Source organism: Curtobacterium sp. MCLR17_045, from assembly GCF_003234405.1.
GTDB lineage: Bacteria > Actinomycetota > Actinomycetes > Actinomycetales > Microbacteriaceae > Curtobacterium > Curtobacterium flaccumfaciens.
Genome location: NZ_QKTB01000003.1, coordinates 77,264 through 102,396 on the forward strand (window position 1 = coordinate 77,264; position 25,133 = coordinate 102,396).

21 protein-coding genes are annotated in these 25,133 nt (G+C 69.8%); 18 read left to right on the forward strand and 3 right to left on the reverse strand.

The features are described 5' to 3' along the window. The 15 genes from murD to DEJ05_RS03950 all read left to right on the forward strand — a co-directional run bounded on the left by murD (position 1) and on the right by DEJ05_RS03950 (position 17,117). Complete coding sequence (murD, locus tag DEJ05_RS03880; protein WP_111030329.1) at positions 1-1,536, forward strand: UDP-N-acetylmuramoyl-L-alanine--D-glutamate ligase; 1,536 nt, start codon at positions 1-3, stop codon at positions 1,534-1,536. Beyond that, a complete protein-coding gene (gene ftsW / locus DEJ05_RS03885; protein WP_110864618.1) occupies positions 1,499-2,764 on the forward strand; it encodes a putative lipid II flippase FtsW in 1,266 nt (421 codons plus the stop codon). Before murD ends, ftsW begins: the two co-directional genes overlap by 38 nt. Continuing rightward, positions 2,761-3,858, forward strand: coding sequence for a glycosyltransferase (locus tag DEJ05_RS03890; protein ID WP_111109784.1), 1,098 nt, complete (start codon positions 2,761-2,763; stop codon positions 3,856-3,858). The genes ftsW and DEJ05_RS03890 overlap by 4 nt, the downstream gene beginning before the upstream one ends. Next, positions 3,855-5,276, forward strand: coding sequence for a UDP-N-acetylmuramate--L-alanine ligase (murC, locus tag DEJ05_RS03895; protein ID WP_111030330.1), 1,422 nt, complete (start codon positions 3,855-3,857; stop codon positions 5,274-5,276). Before DEJ05_RS03890 ends, murC begins: the two co-directional genes overlap by 4 nt. Further along, positions 5,273-6,559 (forward strand): FtsQ-type POTRA domain-containing protein, encoded by a 1,287-nt coding sequence (locus DEJ05_RS03900; protein ID WP_111030331.1) that lies wholly within the window; start codon positions 5,273-5,275, stop codon positions 6,557-6,559. The genes murC and DEJ05_RS03900 overlap by 4 nt, the downstream gene beginning before the upstream one ends. 146 nt (positions 6,560-6,705) lie before the next feature. Continuing rightward, positions 6,706-7,866, forward strand: a complete 1,161-nt coding sequence (gene ftsZ / locus DEJ05_RS03905) for a cell division protein FtsZ (RefSeq protein WP_027465251.1) — start codon at positions 6,706-6,708, stop codon at positions 7,864-7,866. Positions 7,867-7,873: 7 nt separating this feature from the next. Next, positions 7,874-8,599, forward strand: a complete 726-nt coding sequence (locus DEJ05_RS03910; RefSeq protein WP_111030332.1) for a YggS family pyridoxal phosphate-dependent enzyme — start codon at positions 7,874-7,876, stop codon at positions 8,597-8,599. A 41-nt stretch (positions 8,600-8,640) separates the two neighbouring features. After that, positions 8,641-9,225 (forward strand): cell division protein SepF, encoded by a 585-nt coding sequence (locus DEJ05_RS03915; RefSeq protein ID WP_071405422.1) that lies wholly within the window; start codon positions 8,641-8,643, stop codon positions 9,223-9,225. A gap of 68 nt (positions 9,226-9,293) precedes the next feature. Beyond that, entirely contained in the window at positions 9,294-9,590 is a 297-nt protein-coding gene (locus DEJ05_RS03920) for a YggT family protein (protein ID WP_084741074.1), read from the forward strand. A 185-nt stretch (positions 9,591-9,775) separates the two neighbouring features. Next, entirely contained in the window at positions 9,776-10,456 is a 681-nt protein-coding gene (locus tag DEJ05_RS03925) for a DivIVA domain-containing protein (RefSeq protein WP_071405424.1), read from the forward strand. Positions 10,457-10,458: 2 nt separating this feature from the next. Next, complete coding sequence (lspA, locus tag DEJ05_RS03930) at positions 10,459-11,145, forward strand: signal peptidase II (RefSeq protein WP_241660342.1); 687 nt, start codon at positions 10,459-10,461, stop codon at positions 11,143-11,145. After that, on the forward strand, positions 11,142-12,071 hold the full coding sequence (locus DEJ05_RS03935) for an RluA family pseudouridine synthase (protein ID WP_110864623.1): 930 nt from the start codon (positions 11,142-11,144) through the stop codon (positions 12,069-12,071). The genes lspA and DEJ05_RS03935 overlap by 4 nt, the downstream gene beginning before the upstream one ends. A gap of 824 nt (positions 12,072-12,895) precedes the next feature. Continuing rightward, positions 12,896-16,375 carry a DNA polymerase III subunit alpha gene (dnaE, locus tag DEJ05_RS03940; protein ID WP_375334588.1) on the forward strand — a complete coding sequence of 1,160 codons (3,480 nt, stop codon included), beginning with the start codon at positions 12,896-12,898 and terminating at the stop codon, positions 16,373-16,375. 11 nt (positions 16,376-16,386) lie between these two features. After that, positions 16,387-16,737, forward strand: a complete 351-nt coding sequence (locus DEJ05_RS03945; protein ID WP_111030335.1) for a DUF2200 domain-containing protein — start codon at positions 16,387-16,389, stop codon at positions 16,735-16,737. Then, positions 16,734-17,117, forward strand: a complete 384-nt coding sequence (locus tag DEJ05_RS03950; protein WP_111030336.1) for a hypothetical protein — start codon at positions 16,734-16,736, stop codon at positions 17,115-17,117. The genes DEJ05_RS03945 and DEJ05_RS03950 overlap by 4 nt, the downstream gene beginning before the upstream one ends. A 59-nt stretch (positions 17,118-17,176) precedes the next feature. On the opposite strand, the gene DEJ05_RS03955 is transcribed toward DEJ05_RS03950, so the two are convergent. Together DEJ05_RS03955 and DEJ05_RS03960 are read right to left on the reverse strand one after the other, a co-directional pair. Next, positions 17,177-18,631 carry a glycosyltransferase family 2 protein gene (locus tag DEJ05_RS03955; protein WP_111030337.1) on the reverse strand — a complete coding sequence of 485 codons (1,455 nt, stop codon included), beginning with the start codon at positions 18,629-18,631 and terminating at the stop codon, positions 17,177-17,179. Beyond that, positions 18,628-19,998 (reverse strand): glycosyltransferase family 4 protein, encoded by a 1,371-nt coding sequence (locus DEJ05_RS03960; protein WP_111109785.1) that lies wholly within the window; start codon positions 19,996-19,998, stop codon positions 18,628-18,630. Before DEJ05_RS03960 ends, DEJ05_RS03955 begins: the two co-directional genes overlap by 4 nt. Before the next feature lie 168 nt (positions 19,999-20,166). On the opposite strand from DEJ05_RS03960, the gene DEJ05_RS03965 reads away from it, so the two are divergent. Genes DEJ05_RS03965 through DEJ05_RS03975 form a run of 3 tightly spaced genes read left to right on the forward strand, consistent with a single transcriptional unit; the run spans position 20,167 to position 22,444 of the window. After that, on the forward strand, positions 20,167-20,988 hold the full coding sequence (locus DEJ05_RS03965) for an ABC transporter permease (RefSeq protein WP_111109786.1): 822 nt from the start codon (positions 20,167-20,169) through the stop codon (positions 20,986-20,988). A gap of 44 nt (positions 20,989-21,032) precedes the next feature. Next, positions 21,033-21,713, forward strand: coding sequence for an ABC transporter ATP-binding protein (locus tag DEJ05_RS03970; RefSeq protein WP_110892815.1), 681 nt, complete (start codon positions 21,033-21,035; stop codon positions 21,711-21,713). 32 nt (positions 21,714-21,745) lie between these two features. Further along, complete coding sequence (locus tag DEJ05_RS03975; RefSeq protein ID WP_258372791.1) at positions 21,746-22,444, forward strand: acyltransferase; 699 nt, start codon at positions 21,746-21,748, stop codon at positions 22,442-22,444. Here the strand turns inward: DEJ05_RS03975 and DEJ05_RS03980 are convergent. Beyond that, positions 22,378-25,119 (reverse strand): CDP-glycerol glycerophosphotransferase family protein, encoded by a 2,742-nt coding sequence (locus DEJ05_RS03980; RefSeq protein ID WP_111109787.1) that lies wholly within the window; start codon positions 25,117-25,119, stop codon positions 22,378-22,380. The two genes, DEJ05_RS03975 and DEJ05_RS03980, sit on opposite strands and share 67 nt — an antisense overlap. Positions 25,120-25,133: the final 14 nt, after the last annotated feature.

Genomic DNA, 25,133 nt, shown 5'->3' on the forward strand with positions numbered 1-25,133 from the left:
GTGTCCTCGCCGTCCCGCCTCCAGCCCCTCGACAGCTGGTACTCCGAGGGGTGGAAGGGGCTCAACGTCGCCGTCCTCGGCCTCGGTGCCACCGGGTTCTCGGTCGCCGACACACTCGTGGAGCTCGGCAGCGAGGTGACGGTCTACTCGTCCGACGCCCCCGCCGACAGCGTCGAGCTGCTCGACGTGATCGGTGCGCGATTCCTGCAGACGCCGCTCGACACCGTGCCGGACGCCCTCGTGCAGCAGGCACCCGACGTGGTCATCGTGTCGCCGGGGCTGCCCCCGCACAACGCCACCGTGCAGTGGTCGGTGACGAACAGCACCGTCTGGGGCGACATCGAGCTCGCCTGGCGCGTGCGCGACAAGGTCGTCCGCGGCCCGGTCGCGGCCCCCTGGATCACGATCACGGGCACGAACGGCAAGACGACGACGACACAGCTCACGACCGCGATGTACGAGGCCGGCGGCCTGCGTGCCGTCGCGTGCGGGAACATCGGCGTGCCGGTGCTCGACGTCGTCCGCGACCCGGTCGGCTACGACGTGCTCGTCGTCGAGCTCTCGAGCCACCAGCTGCACTACGCGGCGACCTCCGGTGACGGCGCCGTGGTGCCGCTCGCGAGCGCCTGCCTGAACATCGCCGACGACCACCTGGAGTGGCACGGCTCCGCCGAGGCGTACCGCGCGGCGAAGGCCAAGGTCTACGAGCGCACCGTGATGGCGTGCGTCTACAACACCTCGGACGAGGCCACCCGGCAGATGGTGCAGGAGGCCGACGTGGTGGAGGGCTGCCGTGCGGTCGGCTTCACCCCCGGCGTCCCCGCTCCCGGTGACGTCGGCATCGTCGAGGACGTCCTGTGCGACCGGGCCTTCAACGAGGACCGCCGCAACAGCGCGCTCGAGCTGTCGACGATCGCCGACCTCGAGGCCGCCGGGCTCGCCAGCCCGCACATGACCATGAACGTCCTGGCCGCCGCTGCCCTGGCCCGTGCCGGCACCGTCCAGCCGAGCGCCATCCAGTCGGCGGTCCGGGCGTTCCGCGCCGACCACCACCGCACCGAGCTCGTCGCCCAGGCGGACGGCATCACCTGGGTCGACGACTCCAAGGCCACGAACCCGCACGCCGCCACCGCGTCGCTCGCGTCGTTCGACACCGTGGTGTGGATCGTCGGCGGTCTGTTCAAGGGCGTCGACGTCGACGGGCTGGTCGAGCGCTTCGGCCCCGGCGTCCGCGCCGTCGTGGTCATCGGCACCGACCGGACCCCGGTCCTCGAGGCATTCGCGCGACACGCGTCCACGGTCCCGGTGCTCCAGGTCGAGACGACGGACACTGATCAGGTCATGCGCGAGGCGGTCCGGCATGCCGCATCGGTCGCGAGGCCGGGCGACACCGTCCTCCTCGCCCCGGCGGCTGCGTCGTTCGACCAGTTCGGCTCCTACGCCGACCGGGGGCAGCGTTTCGCAGCCGCGGTCAACGAGCACCTGGGAGGAGAAGTCGATGGCGACGACACCGACGGATCTTCCGAACAGCCGTAACGGCCGGACCGCGACGACCCCACGACGGACGAACGGCGCGATCGTCGCCGTCAAGAACGTCTTCGTCGCGGAGTCCAGCACCTTCTACACGATCCTCGGCGTCACGCTGTTCCTCGTCGTCTTCGGCGTCGTGATGGTGCTGTCCTCGTCGAGCGTCGAGGAGTACGCGGCGACCCACGACTTCTTCGGGGCGGCGTCCCGCCAGGGCCTGTACGCCGTGCTCGGCGTGCCGCTCATGCTCATCGCCAGCCGGGTCCCGACCCGGATCTGGCGGAAGTGGGCGATGCGGCTGCTCGGTGCGGCGCTCGTCCTGCAGCTGCTCGTGTTCACCCCGCTCGGCATCGACATCCAGGGCAACCGGAACTGGATCGAACTCGGGTCGTTCACCGCGCAGCCGTCCGAGGTCGTGAAGCTCGGCCTGGTGCTCGGCATCGGCGCCATCATCTACGTCAAGCGGGACAAGCTCGACGACTGGAAAGAGGTGTTCATCCCGATCGGGATCGCCTCGATGCTCTCGCTCGGGCTCGTCGTCCTCGGCGGTGACCAGGGCACCGCGATGGTCATGCTCATCCTGGTGTTCGGCGCGCTGTACATCGGCGGCGTCCGCGCCCGGCACCTGCTCGTCGGCCTCGGTGCGTTCGCCGTGATGCTGCCGTTCGTGACGATGGCCTCGGCCTCGCGCTCGACCCGCATCAGCGCCTGGCTGTCCGGGTGCACCGACACCAGCCAGTACCAGGACATCTGCTGGCAGCCCGTGCACGGCATGTGGGCGCTCGCGTCCGGCGGCGTGTTCGGCGTCGGCCTCGGCAACTCCAAGGCGAAGTGGTCGTGGCTGCCCGAGGCGGACAACGACTACATCTTCGCGATCATCGGCGAGGAGCTCGGCCTGATCGGCGCCGTCGTGGTGCTCAGCCTGTTCGTGGTGCTCGCCGTCGGCATGATCAAGATCATCCGGCAGTCCCGCGACCCCTTCGTGAAGACCGTCACCGGTGGCATCCTCGCGTGGATCATCGGCCAGGCGCTCATCAACATCGCGGTCGTCCTCGGCCTGCTGCCCGTGCTCGGTGTGCCGCTGCCACTCATCTCGGCCGGTGGTTCGGCCCTCATCATGACCCTGGTGGCGATCGGCGTCGTGCTCTCCTTCGCCCGTGACCTGCCCGGCAAGAACGACCCCGGCCTGACGAACGCCCCACTCGGCCGGACCTCCACGAACGGATCACTGCGGTGAGCAAGTACCTCTTCGCCGGCGGCGGCACCGCCGGCCACGTCAACCCCCTGCTCGCGGTCGCCGACCGGCTGACCGAGCGGGAGCCGGGCGCCGAGGTGCTCGTGCTGGGCACCGCCGAGGGCCTGGAGTCCCGTCTCGTCCCGATGCGCGGCTACGAGCTGCTGACGATCCCGCGCCTGCCGTTCCCGCGGAAGCTGAACGGAGCCGCCCTGCGCTTCCCGCAGCGGTTCGAGGCGGCGGTCAAGCGGACCGAGCAGATCATCCGCGACCACGAGATCGAGGTGGTCCTCGGTGTCGGTGGCTACGCGGCCGCTCCGGCGTACATCGCCGCCCGCCGCACCGGCACCCCGATCGTCGTGCACGAGCAGAACGCCAAGCCCGGGCTGGCGAACCGCCTCGCCGCCTTCCTCACCGAGCACGTCGGCCTGACCTTCTCGAACACCCGCCTGCGTCACGGCCGCGTCGTCGGCATGCCGCTCCGTCGCGAGATCGAGTCGCTCGACCGTCGTGCCGTCCGGGCCGAGGGGCTCACCGAGTTCGGGCTCGACCCGGACCGACCGGTGCTGCTCGTGACCGGTGGCTCCTCGGGTGCGCGGAGCATCAACCGGACGATCAACAAGTCCGCCGCCGCGATCGTCGGAGCCGGCTGGCAGGTCCTGCACGTCGTGGGCGCCGCGTCGGACATCGGCCCGAGCGACCTCGACGGCTACCACGTGCTGCCCTACTGCGACCGGATGGACCTGGCGTACGCGGCGAGCGACTTCGTCGTGTCGCGCTCCGGCGCCGGCATGGTGTGCGAGCTGACCGCCGTCGGGCTGCCGAGCGTGCTCGTGCCGTACCCGGTGGGCAACGGTGAGCAGCGCCACAACGCGAAGGACGTCGTCGACGCCGGGGGAGCCGTCCTGGTGGCCGACGGGGAATTCGACCAGGACTGGGTGACGTTCCAGCTGCTGAGCATCCTGCAGGACCGCTCCCGCATCGCGGACATGACCGTGCGGGCGGGCAGTGTCGGCCACCGCGACGGCGCCGACCGGATGACCGACCTGGTCCTCGACGCCGCGAAGCAGGCCCCCAGCACCACGGAGGAACGATGACCATCAAGCCGGACCTGACCCAGCCGATCCCGGACGACCTGGGCACGGTGCACTTCGTCGGCATCGGCGGCGCGGGGATGAGCGGGATCGCCCGGATGTTCCTCGCCGCCGGGCACCGCGTGACGGGCAGCGACTCCCGCGAGACGGAGACGACCGGCACGATGCGCGACCTCGGCGCGACCGTGCACATCGGTCACGACGCCGCGAACGTCGGCGAGGCCGACACCATCGTCGTCACGAGCGCCCTCTGGCCCGACAACCCCGAGCTCCTCGAGGCACAGCGCCGCGGTCTGCCCGTGCTGCACCGCTCGCAGGCCCTCGCCGCCCTGATCGCCGAGCACCGCCTGGTCGCGGTCGCCGGTGCGCACGGCAAGACCACCTCGACCGGCATGATCGTCACCGCGATGGTCGAGCTCGGCCTCGACCCGAGCTTCGTCAACGGCGGCGTCATCCAGTCCCTCGGCACCAGCTCGGCCCCGGGGTCCAGCGACCTGTTCGTGGTCGAGGCCGACGAGTCCGACGGCTCGTTCCTGCTCTACGACGTCGCCGTGGCGCTGATCACCAACGTCGACGCCGACCACCTGGACCACTACGGCAGCGAGGAGGCCTTCACCGAGGCCTTCGTCGAGTTCGCCGCGAAGGCGAGCGAGCGCGTCGTCATCTCGAGCGACGACGCCGGAGCGAAGACGGTCACGGCCGGCATCCGCCAGCGCCAGGACGCCCCCGAGATCGTCACGTTCGGCGAGGCCGTCGACGCGGACGTCCGCATCGAGGGCATCACCGAGTCGGCTGGCGTCGAGGTCGACTTCCGCGCCGGTGGCGAGGCGTACCACCTGACCCTCCGCGTGCCCGGCCGCCACAACGCGATCAACGCCGTCGGCGCCTTCGCGGTCCTGACCGGCCTCGGCGTCGCCCCGGCCGACGCGGTCCGCGGGCTCGAGGCGTTCGGTGGCACCCAGCGCCGCTTCGAGCTGCACGGTGTCGAGCGCGGCGTCTCGGTCTACGACGACTACGCGCACCACCCGACCGAGGTCGCCGCGGCGCTCAAGGCCGCCCGCAACGTCGTCGGCGACGGTCGCATCATCGCGATCCACCAGCCGCACCTGTACTCGCGCACCCGCCTGATGGCCGGCGACTTCGCCAAGGTGTACGAGGAGCTCGCCGACCACACGGTCGTGCTCGACGTCTACGGCGCCCGCGAGGACCCGGAGCCCGGCGTGACCGGTGCCCTGGTGCAGGAACGCTTCGCCGACCAGTCGCGCGTCGAGTTCCTCCCCGACTGGGACGAAGCGGCGGCCCGCGCGGCCGCGGTCGCCCGTGACGGCGACATCATCATGACGCTCAGCTGCGGCGACGTGTACCGGATCATCCCGCAGGTGCTCGGCGCCCTGGGCACCGACGGAGCGTCGTCCCGGTGAAGCGCCCCGAGGGGTTCGACGAGGGGGACGCCCGCAGGGACGCCCCGGCCGAGGCTGCGGAAGCGCCCCGGCAGCGTCGTGGTCCCTCGAAGCCGCGGCTGCCGTTCCGCGGACGCGTCGCCGACGACCGGGAGGCCCGTCCCGCGTCCGCCCCGGACGCCCCGGTCGACGAGACGGTCGACGACACCGCCGAGCCCACCCCCGCGGACCGGCCCGCCGCCGATACTTCGGGTCCGCACCGGGACCGCGTCGGTGCGTTCGCCGGTGCCGCCGGACGCCGGTTCGGCGCCGGGCTCTCCACCGTCGCCGACCGCCTGCGCGAGTACACGCCGAACGAGGACCACCGGGACCCGGAGGCCGACCGCCGCGACGCGGAACGCCGAGCGGCCTCGAGCGGTGGAGCCGACCGCGACGCGACCGTGACCGACGTGCTCGACGCGGGCAGTGCCTCCCGGACCGACCAGCACTCCGAGGCGCCCATCGGGGCGCGGGTGCGCGCTGCCGAGACCGCCCGCGAGGCGCGCATCGCGAAGCGGCGCCGCCGGCTGCTCGAGCGTGCCGAGGTCCGCCGGTTCACCCGGCGCAGCCGGCACCGCCGCGCCGCGTGGATCACGGCGGCGAGCGTCGTCCTGGTGCTCGGGGTCTCGATCCTCGTCGCGGTGTTCTCCCCGTTGATGGCGCTCCGCACGATCGAGGTCAAGGGCACGAACCGCGTCGACGAGTCCGCGCTGCGTCAGGCCCTGTCCGACCAGATCGGCACGCCCCTGGCCCGACTCGACTTCGACGCGATCAAACGGGACGTCGCCGGGTTCCCGCTCATCGAGAGCTACGTGACCGAAGAGGCCCCGCCGCACACGCTCGTCGTCACGGTCACCGAACGCACGCCGGTGGTCGCGGTGCGCTCCGGTAGCACCTTCGACCTCGTCGACCCCGCGGGCATCGTCGTCCAGTCGTCGCCGAAGCGCCCGGCGACTATGCCGCTCGCCGACATCGCCCGTGCGCGTCTAGGGTCCTCGAGCTTCCGCACCATGACCGAGGTCGTGCTGGCGCTGCCCTCGACGGTCCGGTCCCAGGTGACGCGCGTCGCCGGGTCGACGGCCGACGACGTCACCCTGACGCTCAAGGACGGCTCGACCGTCGTGTGGGGGAGCCCGGACGACTCGGTCGCGAAGGCCGAACTGCTCGCCGCGCTGGTCAAGGACCACGCGGCGCGGAACCCCGGCGTCGTCGTCGAGTACGACGTCTCGGCACCGGACAACGGCGTGATCCGTGCCAAGGACTGAATTGCCGGACCTGATCGGCGACACGCGGCGTGGCGGGGCGACACTGCGCCGAACGCACCCGTAGCGTCGGAGCCAGCACCACATCTACCAGCATTGCCCCTGAACTTCAAGTAGAGGTTGAGGGTTCTACCGGAGGCCTGACTGACGTGACCACGAACCACAACTACCTCGCCGTCATCAAGGTCGTCGGTGTCGGCGGCGGCGGCGTCAACGCCGTCAACCGCATGATCGAGCTCGGTCTCCGTGGGGTCGAGTTCATCGCGATCAACACCGACGCCCAGGCGCTGCTGCTCAGCGACGCCGACGTCAAGCTCGACGTCGGCCGCGAGATCACCCGCGGCCTCGGTGCCGGCGCGGACCCCGAGGTCGGCCGTCGTGCCGCCGAGGACCACGCCGAGGAGATCGAAGAGGCCCTGGCCGGCGCCGACATGGTGTTCGTCACCGCGGGCGAGGGTGGCGGCACCGGCACCGGTGGCGCACCGGTCGTCGCGCGCATCGCGAAGTCCATCGGCGCACTGACCATCGGCGTCGTCACGAAGCCCTTCAGCTTCGAGGGCAAGCGTCGCCAGTCGCAGGCCGAGAACGGCGTCGCGGGCCTCAAGGACGAGGTGGACACGCTCATCGTCGTCCCGAACGACCGCCTGCTCGAGATCAGCGACCGCGGCATCTCCATGGTCGAGGCCTTCGCCACGGCCGACCAGGTCCTCCTGGCCGGTGTGCAGGGCATCACCGACCTCATCACGACCCCGGGCCTGATCAACCTCGACTTCGCCGACGTCAAGAGCGTCATGCAGGGTGCGGGTTCGGCGCTCATGGGCATCGGCTCCTCGCGCGGCGCCGACCGTGCGATCAAGGCGGCCGAGCTCGCCGTCGCGTCGCCGCTGCTCGAGGCCTCGATCGACGGTGCGCACGGCGTGCTGCTGTCGATCCAGGGTGGTTCGAACCTCGGCATCTTCGAGATCAACGACGCCGCGCGTCTGGTGCAGGAAGCCGTGCACCCCGAGGCGAACATCATCTTCGGTGCGGTCATCGACGACACCCTGGGCGACGAGGTCCGCGTGACCGTCATCGCCGCGGGCTTCGACGGCGGCGAGCCGGCGCAGCAGCAGAAGGAACGTCGCTCGAGCTACGTCGACCCGGAGTCGAGCGCAGCGGCGCCCGTCGCCGCCTCGACCGGCGCGATCGAGGACTCCACCACGTCGAGCCCGTCCTGGGCCTCGCAGGAGCACCAGCCGCCGGTGCAGCGCGCCGCCGACCCGGCGTTCGACGACGACGACGAGCTCGACGTCCCCGACTTCCTGAAGTAGCCCACCCTTGGTAGCCGACACGCGCCTCCCGTCCGCCTCGTCTCACGACAACGGACTGGAGGCGCGCGTTGCGTCCGTCCGGAGCGGCATCGCGGACGCGGCGCGCGCCGCAGGGCGCTCACCCGACGAACTCACGCTCGTCGTCGTCACGAAGTACCACCCGGCGTCACTCGTGCGCGAGCTCGCCGCACTCGGCGTGACGGACGTGGGGGAGAACCGCCACCAGGAGGCGCAGGCGAAGGCCGCCGAACTGGCGGACCTCGGCCTGACCTGGCACTTCGTCGGGCAGCTGCAGTCGAAGAAGGCCCGCCAGGCCCGGCGGTACGCCCAGGTGGTGCAGTCGCTCGACCGTGGCTCCGTCGTCGACGCGTTCGCCCCGACCGAGGCCGAGCCGGAGCCGCCGGTCATCGACGGATTCGTGCAGGTCAACCTCACCGACGACCCCGGCCGCGGCGGGGTGCAGCCGGACGACGTCGAGGCGATGGTGACCCGTGTGCTGGCCACCGGGACCATCCGGCTGCGGGGTGTGATGGCGGTCGCGCCCCTGGACGAGGAGCCCCGAGCCGCCTTCGCCCGACTCCGCTCGATCTCCGAACGGGTCGTGTCGCTCGAGCCCGGCGCCACCGACATCTCGGCCGGCATGAGCGGGGACTACGCCGAGGCGATCCTCGAGGGCGCGACACACCTGCGGATCGGCACCGCAATCACGGGAAACCGGCCGCCCGCACCCTAGCCTCGTTGCAGGGCACCACGAGCACGAACCCCGGAGGAACCATGGCCAACCCGCTGAAGAAGACGATGGTCTACCTCGGCCTCGCCGATGAGGAACTCGACTACGAGGACGAGCAGCAGGCCGAGCCCGCGCGCCAGCAGGCAGCCCCTGCTCGCCAGGCCGCAGCGGCTGCTCCGGCGCCCGCCGAACCGCAGGAGGCCCCTGCCGCGGCAGCAGCCCCGGCGGCCGCTCCCGCAGCGGCGCCGGCTCCCACCAAGACGCACACCCACCAGCGCGGCGCCCAGGTCACTCCGCTCCGCCGCTCGCACACGACCGCACAGAAGGCGACCCCGGTCCAGGAAATGAACGAGATCCTCACCGTCCACCCGCGCGAGTACAAGGACGCCCAGTCCATCGCCGAGAGCTTCCGCGACGGCATCCCCGTCATCATCAACCTCTCGCAGATGACCGAGGGTGACGCCCGACGCATGATCGACTTCGCCTCGGGGCTGTCGCTCGGCCTGTTCGGCAAGATCGAGCGCGTCACGAACAAGGTCTTCCTCCTGTCGCCGGCACACGTCGCAGTGAGCGGTGAGCCCGCTGAGGTAGAGTCCGACATCGAGGCGAACTTCTTCGCCCAGTCCTGAGCCGTACCCGGCACACCCGCCCCTGAGCGTCGTCTGACGACGCTCGCCCGAGACGAGCGAGCCCCATCGTGTCCGTGATCCTAGGGATCATCTCCCTCGCGTTGCTCCTGTACTTCTTCGTGATGTGGGGGCGCTTCGCGCTCGACCTCGTGCAGAGCTTCAACCGTTCCTGGCGGCCGCGCGGGGGCATGCTCGTGGTGTCCGAGTTCGTCTACACGGTCACGGATCCGCCCATCCGAGCGGTGCGACGGGTCCTCCCGCCGCTCCGCCTCGGTCCGGTGGCGCTCGACTTCGGCTGGACGATCGTGATGCTCGTCGTCATCATCGCCCGGTTCGTGGTCGCCGCCCTGGCACGCGGTATCTGAGCGGACTCCCGTCCGCGACACGCGCCACGCCCGGCGCAGGTCACGGTTCCGCCCCATCGTCGGTGTACGGTGGTTGGGATCGATGCCCGCTCCGGTGGCGCATCCGCACCGCACGGTACGACTGGTAGATTCGGTCGCACCGCACGCGGTTCCACACGTTCAGCAGTTCTATTGAGGTGACGGCAATGGCTTTGACGCCGGAAGACGTAGTCAACAAGCGGTTCCAGCCGACGAAGTTCCGCGAGGGCTACGACCAGGACGAGGTCGACGACTTCCTCGACGAGGTCGTGGTCGAGCTCCGTCGCCTGACCGCGGAGAACGACGAGCTCCGCCAGCGCCTGCAGGCGGCCGAGTCGGCCCCGCAGCCGGCGCAGGCCGAGCAGCCCGCTCCCGCAGCCGAGCCGGAGCCCACCCCGGCCCCGGTCGAGGCAGCACCGGAGCCCGCTCCGGTCGCCGCGGCGGCACCGGCCACGACGGTCCCCGCCGACGAGGACACCGAGGGCACCACGAACCTCCTGACCCTGGCGCGTCGTCTCCACGAGGAGCACGTCCGCGAGGGCATCGAGAAGCGCGACGCGCTCATCGCCGAGGGCACGGCCCAGGCGGCTCGCCTGGTCTCCGAGGCCGAGGCGAAGCAGCGCCAGATCATCGCCGACACCGAGAACACGAACCGTCAGCGTGTCGCGGTGCTCGAGCAGGAGCAGCGCCAGCTCGAGGGCAAGATCGACGAGCTCCGGACCTTCGAGCGCGACTACCGTGCGCAGCTCAAGAGCTACATCCAGGGTCAGCTCTCCGAGCTCGACACCTCGGGCGAGCAGTCCGGTCTCACCCCGGCGCCGGCTTCGGCGCAGGGCTTCGGCAACTGACGTTGTCGCGACCAGCATCACGAGCGAAGGTCAGTGTCCGCGCGATCGCGGCACTGGCCTTCGCCGCTGTCGTGGTGGTGGCGTTCGACCAGGTCGCCAAGACGCTGGTCGTCGCGAACCTGCCCTACGGCACTCCCGTCCCGGTCCTCGGCGGGGCGTTGCAGTTCCTGTACGTCCGGAACCCGGGGGCCGCGTTCTCGTTCGCGGTGAACATGACCTGGGTGTTCTCGGTCATCTCGGCCGCGGTCGTCGTCGCGATCATCGTGTACTCGCGTCGCATCCGGTCGATGTGGTGGGCCATCGTGCTCGGCATGCTGCTCGGCGGCGCGCTGGGCAACCTGCTCGACCGGCTCTTCCGTGAGCCGGGCTTCGGTCGTGGCCACGTCGTCGACTTCATCTCGACGCCGTGGATGATGCCGGCGATCTACAACGTCGCCGACTCCTTCATCTGCATCAGCATGGTGGTCTTCGTGCTGCTGGTGATCCTCGGGGTGAACCTCGACGGCACCCGCACGCTCTCGGCCAAGCGCCAGGCGCAGCTCGACGCGGCGCAGCCGGTCGACGCGGCGGAGCCGCTCGACGGTGGGGCCGCGTTCTCGTCGGCTGATGCGGCTCTCGACGAGCCGACCCGCGCCTCCAGGCCGGAGGACCGCGACCGTCGCGACACGCTGGGCCACGACGCCACGTGAGCGAATCGCGTTCTCTTCCCGTGCCCGACGGGCTCGCCGGTGAGCGCGTCGACGCCGCCATCGCGAAGCTCCTCGGCTTCAGCCGGTCGTTCGCGGCCGACGTCGTCGCGGCCGGTGGCGTCCGCGTCGACGGCGTCCCCGTCGACAAGTCGGATCGGCTGCACGCCGACTCCTGGCTCGAGGTCGAGTGGACCCCGAAGGAGCCGCCGCGCATCGTGCCGGCGGCCGTGCCGGGCATGACGATCGTGCACGACGACGAGGACATCGTCGTCGTGGACAAGCCCGTCGGTGTCGCTGCGCACCCCTCGCCGGGGTGGGACGGTCCGACCGTGCCCGGGGGCCTCGCCGCCGCCGGGTTCACCATCGCGACCTCCGGCGCCGCCGAACGTGCCGGGATCGTGCACCGCCTCGACGTCGGGACCTCGGGCCTGATGGTCGTCGCGAAGACCGAGCTGGCGTACACGCACCTGAAGCGGGCCTTCAAGGAGCGCACGGTCGAGAAGGTCTACCACGCACTCGCGCAGGGCCACCCCGACCCGACCTCGGGCACGATCGACGCCCCCATCGGCCGGCACCCGTCGAGCGACTGGAAGTTCGCGGTCACGTCGGAGGGCAAGCCGAGCGTCACCCACTACGAGACCCTCGAGGCCTTCCGCGCCGCCACCCTGCTCGAGGTGCACCTGGAGACCGGGCGCACTCACCAGATCCGGGTGCACATGGCTGCTACACGCCACCCGCTCGTCGGGGACACGATGTACGGCGCCGACCCGGTGCTCGCGGCCGAGCTCGGGCTGACGCGCCAGTGGCTCGATGCCGTCCGGCTCGGCTTCGACCACCCCCGCACGGGCGAGTGGGTGTCGTTCGAGGCGCAGTACCCGGACGACCTGCAGGCAGCGCTGGAGCAGATCCGGAGCGCGTCGCTCTGACGCGCCCGGGCGCTTGCGCCGAGTGGTCGTGAACTGTCGGCTGCGGCGCCGCCAGGCGACGCTTTCTGTGCCCGCGGCGGTCGGCGTGCGGCGTGTCCTGCTCTCTCGGCGGGGCGCCCCGCGCGTGTCGCGACCCGGTGCCGGTCTGGAGGCGCGGTGCGGCCCCGACCCGCGCCTCCAGGCCGACGCGCCCGGCCGCACGCGCCGAGGGGTCACGAACTGTCGGCTGCGGCGCCGCCAGGCGACGCTTTCTGCGCCCGCGGCGGAGCGCGTGCGGCGTGTCCTGCCCTCTCGGCGGGGCGCCCCGCGCCTGTCCAGACCGCCGCGCCCGGGCGCTTGCGCCGAGGGGGCACGAACTGTCGGCTGCGGCGCCGCCAGGCGACGCTTTCTGCGCCCGCGGCGGCATGGGTGCGGCGTGTCCTGGCCTCTCGGTGTGGCGCTTCGGGCGTGTCGCGACCCGGTGCCGGCCTGGAGGCGCGGTGCGGCCCCGACCCGCGCCTCCAGACCGACGCGCCCGGCCGCACGCGCCGAGGGGTCACGAACGGTCGGCCGGGGCGCCGCCAGGCGACGCTTTCTGCGCCCGCGGCGGAGCGCGTGCGGCGTGTCCTGCTCCCTCGGCGGGGCGGCCCGCGCGTGTCGCGACCCGGTGCCGGTCTGGAGGCGCGGTGCGGCCCCGCCCCGTGCCTCCCGTCCGCCCCGACGCGCGCGGGAATGTGGGCGGCCGCGGTTAGGCTGTTCCCACCCCGCAGCACACCGTACGAACCGGCGGTTCCGTGTCGGATTCCGACTCCTTCGTCCACCTGCACGTGCACAGCGAGTACTCGATGCTCGACGGTGCCGCCAGGCTCTCCGACCTCGTGGCGGAGACCGCCGCGCAGGGGATGCCCGCCGTGGCGGTGACCGACCACGGCAACATGTTCGGCGCCTTCGAGTTCTGGAAGGCCGCCAAGGCCGGTGGCGTCAAACCGATCATCGGGACCGAGGCGTACATCACGCCCCGCACGCACCGCTCGGACAAGACCCGTGTGCGCTGGGGTGACGGCGGGGGCGACGACGTGTCCGGCGCCGGGTCGTACACGCACATGACGATGTTCGCCGAGAACACGACGGGCATGCACAACCTGTTCCGGTTGTCGTCCAAGGCGTCGCTCGAGGGCTACTACTTCAAGCCCCGTATGGACATCGAGCTCCTGCAGGAGTACCACGACGGCATCATCGCCACGACGGGTTGCCCCTCGGGGGAGATCCAGACACGCCTGCGGCTCGGCCAGTACGACGAAGCGGTGCAGGCCGCCGCCGACTACCGCGACATCTTCGGCAAGGAGAACTACTTCGCCGAGGTCATGGACCACGGCCTCGAGATCGAACGCCGGATCATGAGCGACCTGATCCGTCTGGCGAAGGACCTCGACATCCCGCTGGTCGGCACGAACGACCTGCACTACACGCACGCTCACGACGCCAAGTCGCACGCGGCACTGCTCTGCGTGCAGTCCGGCTCGACCCTGAACGACCCGAACCGCTTCAAGTTCGACGCTGACGAGTTCTACCTGAAGACCCCGGCGCAGATGCGGCACGTCTTCCGCGACAACCTCGAGGCCTGCGACAACACGCTGCTCATCGCGGAACGCTGCAACGTCGAGTTCGACACCTCGGCCAACTACATGCCGAAGTTCCCGGTGCCCGAGGGCGAGACCGAGCACTCCTGGTTCGAGAAAGAGGTCGCGAAGGGGCTGGACTACCGGTACCCGGACGGCATCTCGAAAGAGGTGCAGGACCGCGCCGACTACGAGGTCGGCATCATCAACCAGATGGGGTTCCCGGGCTACTTCCTGGTGGTCGCGGACTTCATCAACTGGTCCAAGAACAACGGCATCCGCGTCGGTCCGGGTCGTGGCTCCGGCGCCGGCTCGATGGTGGCGTACGCGATGCGCATCACCGACCTCGACCCCATCCGGCACGGCCTGATCTTCGAGCGGTTCCTCAACCCGGACCGCGTCTCGATGCCCGACTTCGACGTCGACTTCGACGACCGGCGCCGCGGTGAGGCGATCAAGTACGTCACCGAGAAGTACGGGTCGGAGCGCGTCGCGCAGATCGTCACGTACGGCACGATCAAGGCGAAGCAGGCGCTGAAGGACTCCTCGCGCGTCCTCGGGTTCCCGTTCGGCATGGGCGAGAAGCTCACCAAGGCGATGCCGCCGCCCGTGATGGGCAAGGACATCCCGCTCACCGGGATCTTCGACAAGGACCACCCGCGCTACAAGGAAGCCGTCGACGTCCGTACCGTGGTCGAGACCGACCCCGAGGCGAAGACCGTCTTCGACACCGCGCTCGGGCTCGAGGGGCTGAAGCGCCAGTGGGGCGTGCACGCAGCCGGCGTCATCATGTCGAGCGACCCGCTCATCGACATCATCCCGATCATGAAGCGGGAGCAGGACGGCCAGATCGTCACGCAGTTCGACTACCCGGCAGCGGAGTCGCTCGGCCTGATCAAGATGGACTTCCTGGGGCTCCGCAACCTCACGATCATCAGTGACGCCCTCGACAACATCAAGACGAACCGGGGGACCGAGCTCGACCTCGAGAACATGGGCCTCGAGGACCCCGAGGCGTACGCGCTCCTGCAGCGCGGTGACACCCTCGGCGTGTTCCAGCTCGACGGTGGACCGATGCGTGGCCTGCTGCGGCTGATGAAGCCCGACAACTTCGAGGACATCTCCGCGCTCATCGCCCTGTACCGCCCGGGGCCCATGGGTGCGAACTCGCACACGAACTACGCGCTCCGCAAGAACGGCGAGCAGCCGATCACGCCGATCCACCCGGAGCTCGAGGAGCCCCTCAAGGACATCATCGGCACGACCTACGGCCTGATCATCTACCAGGAGCAGGTCATGGCCATCGCGCAGAAGGTCGCCGGGTTCTCCCTCGGCCAGGCGGACATCCTCCGCCGCGCGATGGGCAAGAAGAAGAAGTCCGAGCTCGACAAGCAGTACGCGGGCTTCCAGCAGGGCATGAAGGACAACGGGTACTCCGACGCGGCGATCAAGACGCTGTGGGACATCCTGCTGCCCTTCTCCGACTACGCGTTCAACAAGGCGCACTCGGCGGCCTACGGTGTGGTGTCCTTCTGGACCGCGTACCTCAAGGCGCACTACCCGGCCGAGTACATGGCGGCGCTGCTGACGAGCGTCGGCGACGCCCGGGACAAGCTCGCGCTCTACCTGAACGAGTGCCGCCGGATGGGCATCAAGGTGATGCCGCCGGACGTCAACGAGTCGATCGGCTTCTTCGCCGCAGTCGGCGACGACATCCGCTTCGGCATGGGTGCCATCCGCAACGTCGGGTTCAACGTCGTCGACGACATCGTCAAGGCGCGGACCGAGAAGGGCGCCTTCGAGTCGTTCCACGACTTCCTGCGCAAGATCCCGATCTCGTCGGCGAACAAGCGCACGGTCGAGTCGCTCATCAAGGCCGGTGCCTTCGACGAGTTCGGCGACACCCGACGTGCCCTGGTGGAGATCCACGAGGGCGCGGTCGAGGGTGCGGTCAAGGTCAAGCGCGACGAGGCCCACGGCAACGTCGGGTTCGACTTCGACTCGCTCTTCGCCGAGGCAGCCGAGGACGCCCCGAGCGCCGCGGTGTCGCAGGTGCCGGACCGTCCGGAGTGGTCCAAGCGCGACAAGCTGGCGTTCGAGCGGGACATGCTCGGGCTCTACGTGTCCGACCACCCGCTCGCCGGGCTCGAGATCGAGCTCGCGAAGCACCAGTCGATCACCATCGCCGACCTGCTCACCGCCGACGACTCGATCGAGGGTGAGACGGTCACCGTCGCCGGCCTGCTGACGAGCGTGCAGCACCGGGTGGCGAAGACGAGCGGCAACCCGTACGGCATCGTCGACATCGAGGACTTCGGTGGCCAGATCGGCGTGATGTTCCTGGGCAAGACGTACCAGGAGTTCGGCCCGTCCCTGGTGCCCGACTCGATCGTCGTCCTGCGCGGCCGCGTCAACGTCCGCGACGACGGCAAGGCCCTGCACGCGGTGAGCATGTTCCAACCGAACGTCGGCGACGCGATGGGCTCCGGCCCGCTCACCCTTTCCCTTCCGGAACGCCAGGCCACGACGACCACGGTGACGGAACTCGCCGCCGTGCTCGGCCGCCACCAGGGGGACACCGAGGTCCGGCTGAAGCTGCTCAAGGACGACGTCGCGCGCACCTTCGAGCTGCCGTTCCCGGTGAACCTGACCCCCGACCTGTTCGGCGAGCTGAAGAGCCTGCTCGGACCTCGCTGCCTGGTGTAGGAGCGTCGACCATGGCCGGTCACCGGATCTTCGGGACGCCCGTCGCGGACGTCTACGGGCACTACCTGGCGAAGGTGGAGCGGAAGGGCCACACGAAGGCGGAGCTGGACACCGTCATCGAGTGGTTGACCGGCTTCGACGGGCGGGCGCTCGCGCAGCACGTGGCCGACCGGACCACGTTCGAGGACTTCTTCGCCGGCGCGTACCTCAACCCGAACGCCCCGCTCATCACCGGGGTGATCTGCGGGGTGCGGATCGAGGAGCTCGACGACCCGCTCATGCGGCAGATCCGGTACCTCGACAAGCTCGTCGACGAGGTCGCGAAGGGCCGGCCGATGGCGAAGATCCTCCGGACCGCGTGACCGACGGGCGGCCGTCGCCGGCGGCCCCGACCCTCGACCGCCTGGCCGCGGCGTTCCGTCCCGTCCACGCGCCGGCGCAGTTGATCCACGGGGACCTGCTGGGCAACGTCCTGTTCGCGGAGGGACTCGCGCCCGCGATCATCGACTGGCCACCGTACTGGCGTCCGGCCGGCACGGGAGCCGCGATCGCCGCGGTGGACGCGGTCTGCTGGCACGGCGTGCCCGTCGACCGCCTCGACGATCTCGGCGAGGGCGAACACGAGTGGCGGCAGTTGCTCCTGCGCGCCCTCGTGTTCCGGATCGCCACGCTGCACCTGCTCGGTGCGTTCGACGTGGCCGGCATCGCGCGACACCGCGCGGTCGTCGACGCACTCGCGTGACGGACGGGAGGCCCGTGGCAGCGCCGCCACGGGGATCCCGTCCACTCGTCGGTCGTCGCTCAGGCGCCGCGGCCGGCGATCGCGCGGAGGCGGGCGACGATGCGCGGGTTGCGCGCACCGAACGTGAGCGCGGCGAGGCGTCGGACCGACACCGTCGCGCGGTGCACCAGGAGGCCGGTCGCTTCGGCGATGTCCGAAACCGCGTGCCAGCGAGCACGCAGGGACGCCGGGTCGATCTCGTTCGCGGCGGCTGTGCGGACGAGCCGGACGAGGTCGTCCCCGTCACGCCAGCTCGTGCTCTGGTTCTCGAAGCGGCGCAGGATGCGGTCGATCGCCGACGCACGGTGGTTCGCGACCGCGTGTGACCACCGGACGTCCTGCGACACGGGGTCGACGAGGATCCAGCGGGGAGCGTTGGCGTTGAGCGCGGAGAGCTGCGCGAACGTGGTCAGGGCGCCGAGGGCGACCGCGACGTCGAAGATCTGCCGTGGCCGGCCGCCGACGGCGATCGCAGCGCCCGGGAACGCCTCACGGGCGTCCCGGATCTGCGACTTCGCGACGATGACCGTGACGACGACGTCATCCGGCGCTGCAGCGAGAGTGCTGCGGGTCCGGGCGATGACCTCGTGGGTCAGGTCGGCCGGGAGGTGCAGCGCCACGCGGACGACGTCGTCGTCGGGCAGGAACGCATCGGCGAACACGTCGACGGCGTCACGGTACCGGGCGAGGAAGAGCGCGATCGCTCCGCCGTAGAAGGGGTAGCGCTCGAGCAGGATCCGCTCGTGCTCGAGTCGGAGCGAGGGACCGCGATCTCCGCTGAAGCTCGTCGAGCCCGTGTGCAGGACCAACGCACGGTTCGCCAACACCGAGGTGAAACCGTGCTCGTTGATCCGCAGGCAGAAGTCGTTCTCCTCGCCGTAGCCGGGGGAGAAGACGTCGTCGAACAAGCCGAAACGGTCGACCATCTCGCGCCGGATGAGGAAGCAGAAGCCCATCGCCACCGGGGAGACCGTGTGCCGCGGGAGCAGGTACTTCGTACGGCCGTGCAGCTCGCGGGTGCGGCGCGGTGCGAGGCTCGCGCGCGGGTTCCGCCGCGCGTAGGGGAAGGACGCGATGGTGGCGTTGTCGCTCCTCGCGCACACGACGCCGATCGAGTCGTCCGAGGCCAGGACCGCGGTCATCTCGTCCAGGAACCCCGGCATCGGGACGGTGTCGCTGTTGAGGAGTAGGACGTCGTTGCCCGTGCGGTCGAGCTCGAGGACCGCCCGGTTGCAGTTGCCGACGAAGCCGAGGTTGCGGCTGTTGCGGGTGTACTCGAACCCCTCGTGGTCACCGACGAGCTCGAGCACCCGGGCCTCGATCGCGTCGACGCGGGGGCCCATGTCGTTCGCCAGGAGCACGCGGTCGACGGCGAAGTCCACCGTCTCGAGCAGTGCCTCGATGCAGCGCTCGAGACCGGGGAGGTCGTCGTAGATCGGGACCACGATCGTGACCGGACGACGGTCGCGCGTCATCGCCGAGCCAGCTTCCGGACGACGACGCCCGGCCGGGCGAGGAGTCGACCGACGGCCCCGGAACGGGATCGCACGCGGCTCGCGAGGAGTCCGACGGCGGCTCTGGCGCTCGTCGCACCGAGCGAGGCGTACGCGCCGGGCAGCTCGAACCAGTAGCGCGCCGCCTGGGGGAGCCGGTAGCCCTCGGTGCCGACCAGCGCGACCAACCGTGCGATGGCCGCCGCGTTGTCGTGGCCCGCACCCGTGACGGTGGCGAGGCGGTCCGGTGCAGCCGCACCGTGCCTCCTGGCCGTGTCCGGGTCGGCCGCGTACGCGGCGAGGGCGTCGGCGAGGGCGTCCGTGTCGTCGGCATCGACCAACGCGCCGGTCACGCCGGGCTCCACGAGTTCCGCGCTGCCGCCTTGGCGCGTGGCGACGACGGCCCTGCCGAGCGCCATGTACTCGGCGGTGGTGCGACCGAAGGCCTCGATGGTGGACGGCGTGACGCAGACGTCGGCCGCCTGGATGAAGGGCGCGGGCGTGTGCTGCTCGCCAGCGAAGACGACGTGCTCGGCGACACCGAGCGCGCGGGCGCGGTCGGTGAGCCGCTGGTCCTCACCCGGGTGCTTCCAGCTCCCGACGAAACAGACGCTCGCGGTCACGCCTCGTCGGCGCAGCGCGCCGAGCGCGTCGACGACGCGGTGTTGCCCCTTGGACTCCTCGACGCGGCCGAGGACCGTGATCCGGAGGCCGGGTTCTGCCTGCGGGAAGGGGGTGACGGCAGGCGTGTCGTCCTTCGTCGCCAGGAGTCGGCTCGTGTCGACCGTCGGGTACGCGACGGAGAGCTTGTCGGCAGGGATGTACTGCGCCAGGTGCTCGCGCATCGCCTCGGAGTTGGTGACGACGGCCCCGGACAGCAGGCCGATGTCGCCGAGGACGCCCGCACGGCCCGTCTGGAACTGCAGACCGTGGTCGAAGTCGCCGTACTCGCGGACGAACCACGCCTGCGGGATCCCGAGGACCGCGGCGGCGAACGACGCCCACGGGGCGACGAGTGTGTTGATGACGACGAGGTCCGGGCGCTCGCGCTCGTACTTCCGGATGATCGCGTTCACGGCGGCGTAGTCGACGGTCGCGAAGGCGGCGCGTTCGGCAGCCGGTGCGGGCTGCGGACTCGGCAGGGCCCAGCCGCGGAACCGCAGCGCGTCGTACGACCAGCCACGCTCGTCGAGGGCATCGATGAACTTGCCGCGCGGGGCCTTGGTGATGAAGGTCGGCGTCATGGCCGGGTCCTGCGCCTGCCAGTCCTCCACGAAGCGGATGAGTGACCGTTCCGCCCCGCCGAGGTTCACCGGCGCGGTGGAGTGGTTGGCGAAGCTGACGATCACCCACCAACCCTACTCAGGTTTCACCAGGTGTTCGTCTCCGAGGCACCCGCAGCGGACATGCATAACCGAGTCGAACGTGGCAAGTGCAACCTTTGTGCGAGAATGTCTCGTCCCCGAATCCCTGTGAGGAGCGCTGCGTTGCGCCCCGGAGGAGCCTGCACCCGAAGCATGACGTACCTGAACGAGCTCATGTCGTCGCGGGAACTCCTGGCGAACCTCACCGCCCGCGAGGTCAAGGGCAAGTACCGCCGCACGGTCTTCGGGCAACTGTGGTCCCTGATCAACCCGCTCGCGACGATGCTGATCTACACGATCGTGTACTCGTTCATCTTCCGGGCACGACTCGAGGTCGGTGACCCCAGCGGGCTGAACATCTACCCGCTCTGGCTCATGTGCGGGCTGCTGCCCTGGATCTTCGCGCGCAACGTCATCAACTCCGGCATGACGTCGATCGTCGCCAACGGCTCACTGATCAAGAAGGTGTACTTCCCGCGGATGACCCTGCCGCTCGCGGCCGTCGGGTCCTTCGGGTTCACGTGGCTGGTGGAGATGGGGGTGCTGCTCATCGCGCTCGCGATCGCCGGGTCGAACTTCTGGCTCTACCTGCCGCTGATCGCCCTGACGATGGTGTTCCTCGCCATGTTCTCCGCCGGCCTCGGGCTGATCCTGTCGATCATCAACGTGCACTTCCGCGACATGCAGCACCTCGTCGGCATCGGCCTGCAGATGTGGATGTACCTGTCGCCGATCATCTACCCGCTGTCGCTCGTCGAGGACGCCGCGAACAAGGCCGGACACCCGTGGATCATCCACGTCTACAAGCTCAACCCGATCGAGCGGTTCTCCGAGGTCTTCCGGAACCTCATGTACGACAACCGTCTCCCGAACTGGACCGACCTGGTCGCGTGTGCCATCGCGGGGTGCGCCTCGCTCGCGATCGGCTACGTCGTGTTCTCCCGCAACGAGAAGAAGCTGGCTGAACTCCTGTGAACGATTCCGCCGTATCCGTCGAACACGTCTCCAAGCGCTTCCGCATGTACCACGAGCGCAACGACTCGCTGAAGAGCATGGTCATGCGCGGGAAGAAGTCCGTGCACGAAGACTTCTGGGCGCTGAAGGACGTGTCGTTCGAGGTCCCGCACGGATCGACGTTCGGCCTCATCGGCAAGAACGGGTCCGGCAAGTCGACGCTGTTGAAGTGCCTCGCCAAGATCCTCTGGCCGGAAGAGGGCTCGATCACCGCGCGTGGCAAGCAGGCGTCACTGCTCGAGGTCGGCTCTGGGTTCCACCCCGAGCTCTCCGGTCGCGAGAACGTGTTCCTGAACGGCTCGATCCTCGGGATGAGCCGCAAGGAAGTGGCGCGGAAGTTCGACGACATCGTGTCGTTCTCCGGTGTGGGCAACTTCATCGACCAGCCGGTGAAGAACTACTCGTCCGGCATGTACGTGCGACTCGGGTTCTCCGTCGCCGTCGCGGTCACGCCGGACATCCTGGTCGTGGACGAGGTGCTGGCCGTCGGCGACGCGACGTTCCGCAAGCGCTGCCAGACGAAGTTCAAGGAGATGAAGGACGAAGGCCGCACGGTCATCCTCGTCTCGCACTCCATGGGGACCGTCAAGGACATGTGCGACCAGGTCGCCTGGCTCAACGAGGGCGAGCTGAAGATGATCGGCCCGACCAAGAAGGTCGTGTCGGCGTACGAGGCGACCGTCTGAGCGTGCTCGTGCGCTGCGCCTAGGCTGGAACCGTGCAAACGGATGTTGAGGAGCTGTCGGCCTACTCGGACGACCGCGGGAACCGTATCGAGTACGTCGGCCCGAAACGGGGGAACGTCAAGATCACGTTCCGCGGGTCGAACAACGTCGTGCGGGTCCACCAACGTGCGCGTCTCGGGCGGATCGTGGTGAGCATGGACTGCGACAACGGTCTGCTCGACATCGCGGAGAACCACGGTGCGCCGGCGTTCGTCGCGAACATCAGGATCGGGCAGGACTCGTCCGTGCTCGTCGGCGCCAACGCATCCACCACCGCCAACTGCGTGATCTCGGCAACGGAGGGGACGACCGTGCGGATCGGCGACGACGTCATGATCGCTTCGCACGTCCAGATCCGGGCGGACGACGCGCACCCGATCTTCGACGTCCGCACCGGAGCGCGGGTCAACGTGTCGAGGTCGATCGACATCGGTGACCACGTCTGGCTCGCACTCGGCGTCACGGTCCTCGGCGGTACCACCGTCGGGCGCGGCTCCGTGATCGGGACCGGGTCGATCGTGACGGGCCGGGTCCCCAACAACTGCATCGCCGTCGGGACGCCGGCACGGGTCGTGCGGCGCGACGTCGCCTGGGAGCGGCCGCACCTCTCGCTGAAGGAGCCCTTCTACAAGCCGGACGCGTCGACGGTCGAGCGTTCGCCGTTCTGGGAGCTCACCGAAGCCGACGACTGATCCTCGGCGGGCAGCGCGGCCTCGGGCTCGGGCTCGGGCTCGGCTGGTCGTGGCCCGCCCGTCAACCACTCCATCATCTGGATGACGCGTTCCGAATTGCGCCCGTCCCGCGTGACGAAGGTCCGTCGCGCCCGTTCCCGGAACGTGTCCGACGGGCGGAACCCGGCCTCTGCGATCCGTTCGACAGCGCCTTCCACTTCCCGGACGGACCCTGTGACCTCGCCGAACCCGGCTTCGTCGTAGTCGAAGTACCCGCGACGACCACTGTGCGAGCCGCCGAAGAACTCGCGGAGGTCGAAGTGGAAGTACACCACCGGGACGTCGATGAAGGCGGCGTCGAAGGCCAGCGACGAGAAGTCGGTCACGAACGCAGCGCTCCGGGCGAGGACGTCCTGCACGCCGTCGACGGCGAAGTCGAGGATCTCCACGTCGTCGGGCAGGTGGAAGTCGGTCAGGTACGGACGGAGGAGCGGGTGCGGCATGAGCGCGAGGCGCTTCCCGGTCCGCTTCGCGAGTGCGCGGAGCTCCGGCGACGACATGAGCGCCGTGTACTCCTTGGCGAAACGGCTCTCCATGAACCGGTCGTCACGCTCCCACGCTCCGGATCCGGCGACCTGCGCGCCGACGAGGTAGTGACGCCAGGTTGGCATCACGAGGATGAGGTCGCGCTCGGTTTCCTGCTTCGCCCGGCTCTTCTCGAGGAGCGCGTCGAAGCGGGGCAGCCCGGTCAGGACGACCTCGTGCTGGGAGAAGATCCACTGCCCGTGGCCCGCGATCGCGTCCCGCTCCTGCGGGGTCGAGACCACGAACAGGTCGGGTCGCTTCGAGTTGAGCCACCGCGACAGGTCGTAGTTGATCACGCCGTGCTGCAGGAAGGTGAAGTGGAACCGCGGCTGCCCGAACTTCGACGCGGGCAGGGGCTTGGTGACGAAGTCCGCGATGTGCGACGACGCGACGTGTTCGGCGTGGAGCATCAGTTGCACCCACTCGAGCGACCGGAACGCGATCATCCGGAACCCTTCGCGCTGCAGGCGGTCCCAGTCCTTGGAATCGCGGTTGAGCACGAAGTAGGCGTTGATGTCCGGACGGTGCCGTCGAACGTACCGGTAGGCGTGTTCCGCGTTGTCGTTCGCGTCCGTGTCCCGATCGATGAACACCCACGCGCCCTGGAACCGTTCGCGTGCGCGGCGCGTGCGGGCCAGCGTCGGTGCCAGGGCGTTCCGGAGTGCGGTCTTCTGCAGGGAGTTCCGGGTCGTGATCGCACGCTCGCGCACCGCTCGCCAGACGTGCTGCTTGTTGGTCAGCTCCACCTCGTTGGGATCCACCACGCGTCGGCGCTGGGCCAGGATCTGCGGTTCGAGCTGGCGGCGGGTCAGGGTTGCGTAGTGGTTCGGCACTTCACCCCGGGCGAAGACAACCTGCTGTCCGTCCACGTGCATCTCGGTGACGTGGCCGCGGGGGATCCAGATCACGCGCCGGCGAACCAGCGGCCGACCGTAGAAGACGAAGTCCTGGACGGTCTCGAACTCGGGGACGACCTCGTGTCCGTCGACAGCGATCTGTTCCGCCGGGATCTCGCCGGTGAACCAGTACTGGAGCTGCACGAGTTGGTGGGCCTCATCGACCTGAGCGAGGTTGACGGTGTTCGGGCGGTCCGGTTCGTCCCGGTACCCGACGAGCATCGCCCGCCGCACCGCGAACTCCACGGGCAGCAGGTCGAAGGAGCGCACCGCTTCCGGACCGACCCGCTGCAGGACCGCAGCCGCCAGCTCGTGGAACTCGTCGAACGCATCAGCGGGGGCGAGGGCCGAGGGCGACCGGATCGCACGCTCGCGCCGGAAGTACCCGACGAGGTCGTAGAGGACGGTGTTCGCCACCCAACGATCGATGCGTCCGGTCGCCGACGCCTCGTCGAGGAGCCCGAGGTGACCGTGACGGAGCACGTCGGTGTACTTCCGTCGGTCCTCGTGGCTGGTCTGCATGGTGGAGCTGCCATCGCCGCGCTGACGGTAGCGGTACTTGGCCGAGGCCATCAGACCGATCCGGTGCAGTCCGTTGCGGAGCAGGTAGCGCGCGACGAAGTGGGCGTCCTCGAACGTGGGTCGGACACGACCGTCGAACCGGAGACCCGCCGCCTCGACGAGGTCACGACGCATGAACGCCGCGTTCACGCCGGTCTGCACGATGGGGTCCAACCGCATGTCGACGATGCGCGATCCCTTCTCGAAGCGCTTGCGGGACGGGTGCCCGTCCGTCACGCCGCCGTCGTCGTCCAGGAGGAGCTGATGGGCCGCGAGGAGCGCGACATCGTCCGACGCGTGCAACTCGATGAACTTCGCGACCTCTTCGAAGTACCGTTCCTCCAGCTCGTCGTCGGCGTCGACGAAGGTGACCCACTGCCCGGTGGCACGGGTCAATCCGGTGTTCCGTGCGTCGGCGATCCAGGCGTTGTCCTGGTGGATCACGGTCACGTCGGCTCCAGCGGACCTGGCCCAGTCGTCGAGGAGCGACCCCGTCGAGTCGGTCGACCCGTCATCGACGAACACGAACTGCACACGGTCGTGGTCGAACGTCTGCCGTTCGAACGACCGCAGGAGCGTCGGGAGGTACCGTTCCACGTCGAGCGCCGCCACGACGACGGAGATGAGTGGTGTGGTCCGGATCGCTGAGTCCATCGGTCGATCGGCTC

Bases quoted from the DNA above. Each gene is read 5' to 3' on its own strand.
- murC (WP_111030330.1), top strand. From the start codon at position 3,855: ATGACCATCAAGCCGGACCTGACCCAGCCGATCCCGGACGACCTGGGC.
- DEJ05_RS03925 (WP_071405424.1), top strand. From the start codon at position 9,776: ATGGCTTTGACGCCGGAAGACGTAGTCAACAAGCGGTTCCAGCCGACG.
- ftsW (WP_110864618.1), top strand. From the start codon at position 1,499: ATGGCGACGACACCGACGGATCTTCCGAACAGCCGTAACGGCCGGACC.
- DEJ05_RS03915 (WP_071405422.1), top strand. From the start codon at position 8,641: ATGGCCAACCCGCTGAAGAAGACGATGGTCTACCTCGGCCTCGCCGAT.
- dnaE (WP_375334588.1), top strand. From the start codon at position 12,896: ATGCTCGACGGTGCCGCCAGGCTCTCCGACCTCGTGGCGGAGACCGCC.
- DEJ05_RS03980 (WP_111109787.1), bottom strand. From the start codon at position 25,119: ATGGACTCAGCGATCCGGACCACACCACTCATCTCCGTCGTCGTGGCG.
- DEJ05_RS03970 (WP_110892815.1), top strand. From the start codon at position 21,033: ATGTACCACGAGCGCAACGACTCGCTGAAGAGCATGGTCATGCGCGGG.
- DEJ05_RS03965 (WP_111109786.1), top strand. From the start codon at position 20,167: ATGACGTACCTGAACGAGCTCATGTCGTCGCGGGAACTCCTGGCGAAC.
- DEJ05_RS03945 (WP_111030335.1), top strand. From the start codon at position 16,387: ATGGCCGGTCACCGGATCTTCGGGACGCCCGTCGCGGACGTCTACGGG.
- DEJ05_RS03955 (WP_111030337.1), bottom strand. From the start codon at position 18,631: ATGACGCGCGACCGTCGTCCGGTCACGATCGTGGTCCCGATCTACGAC.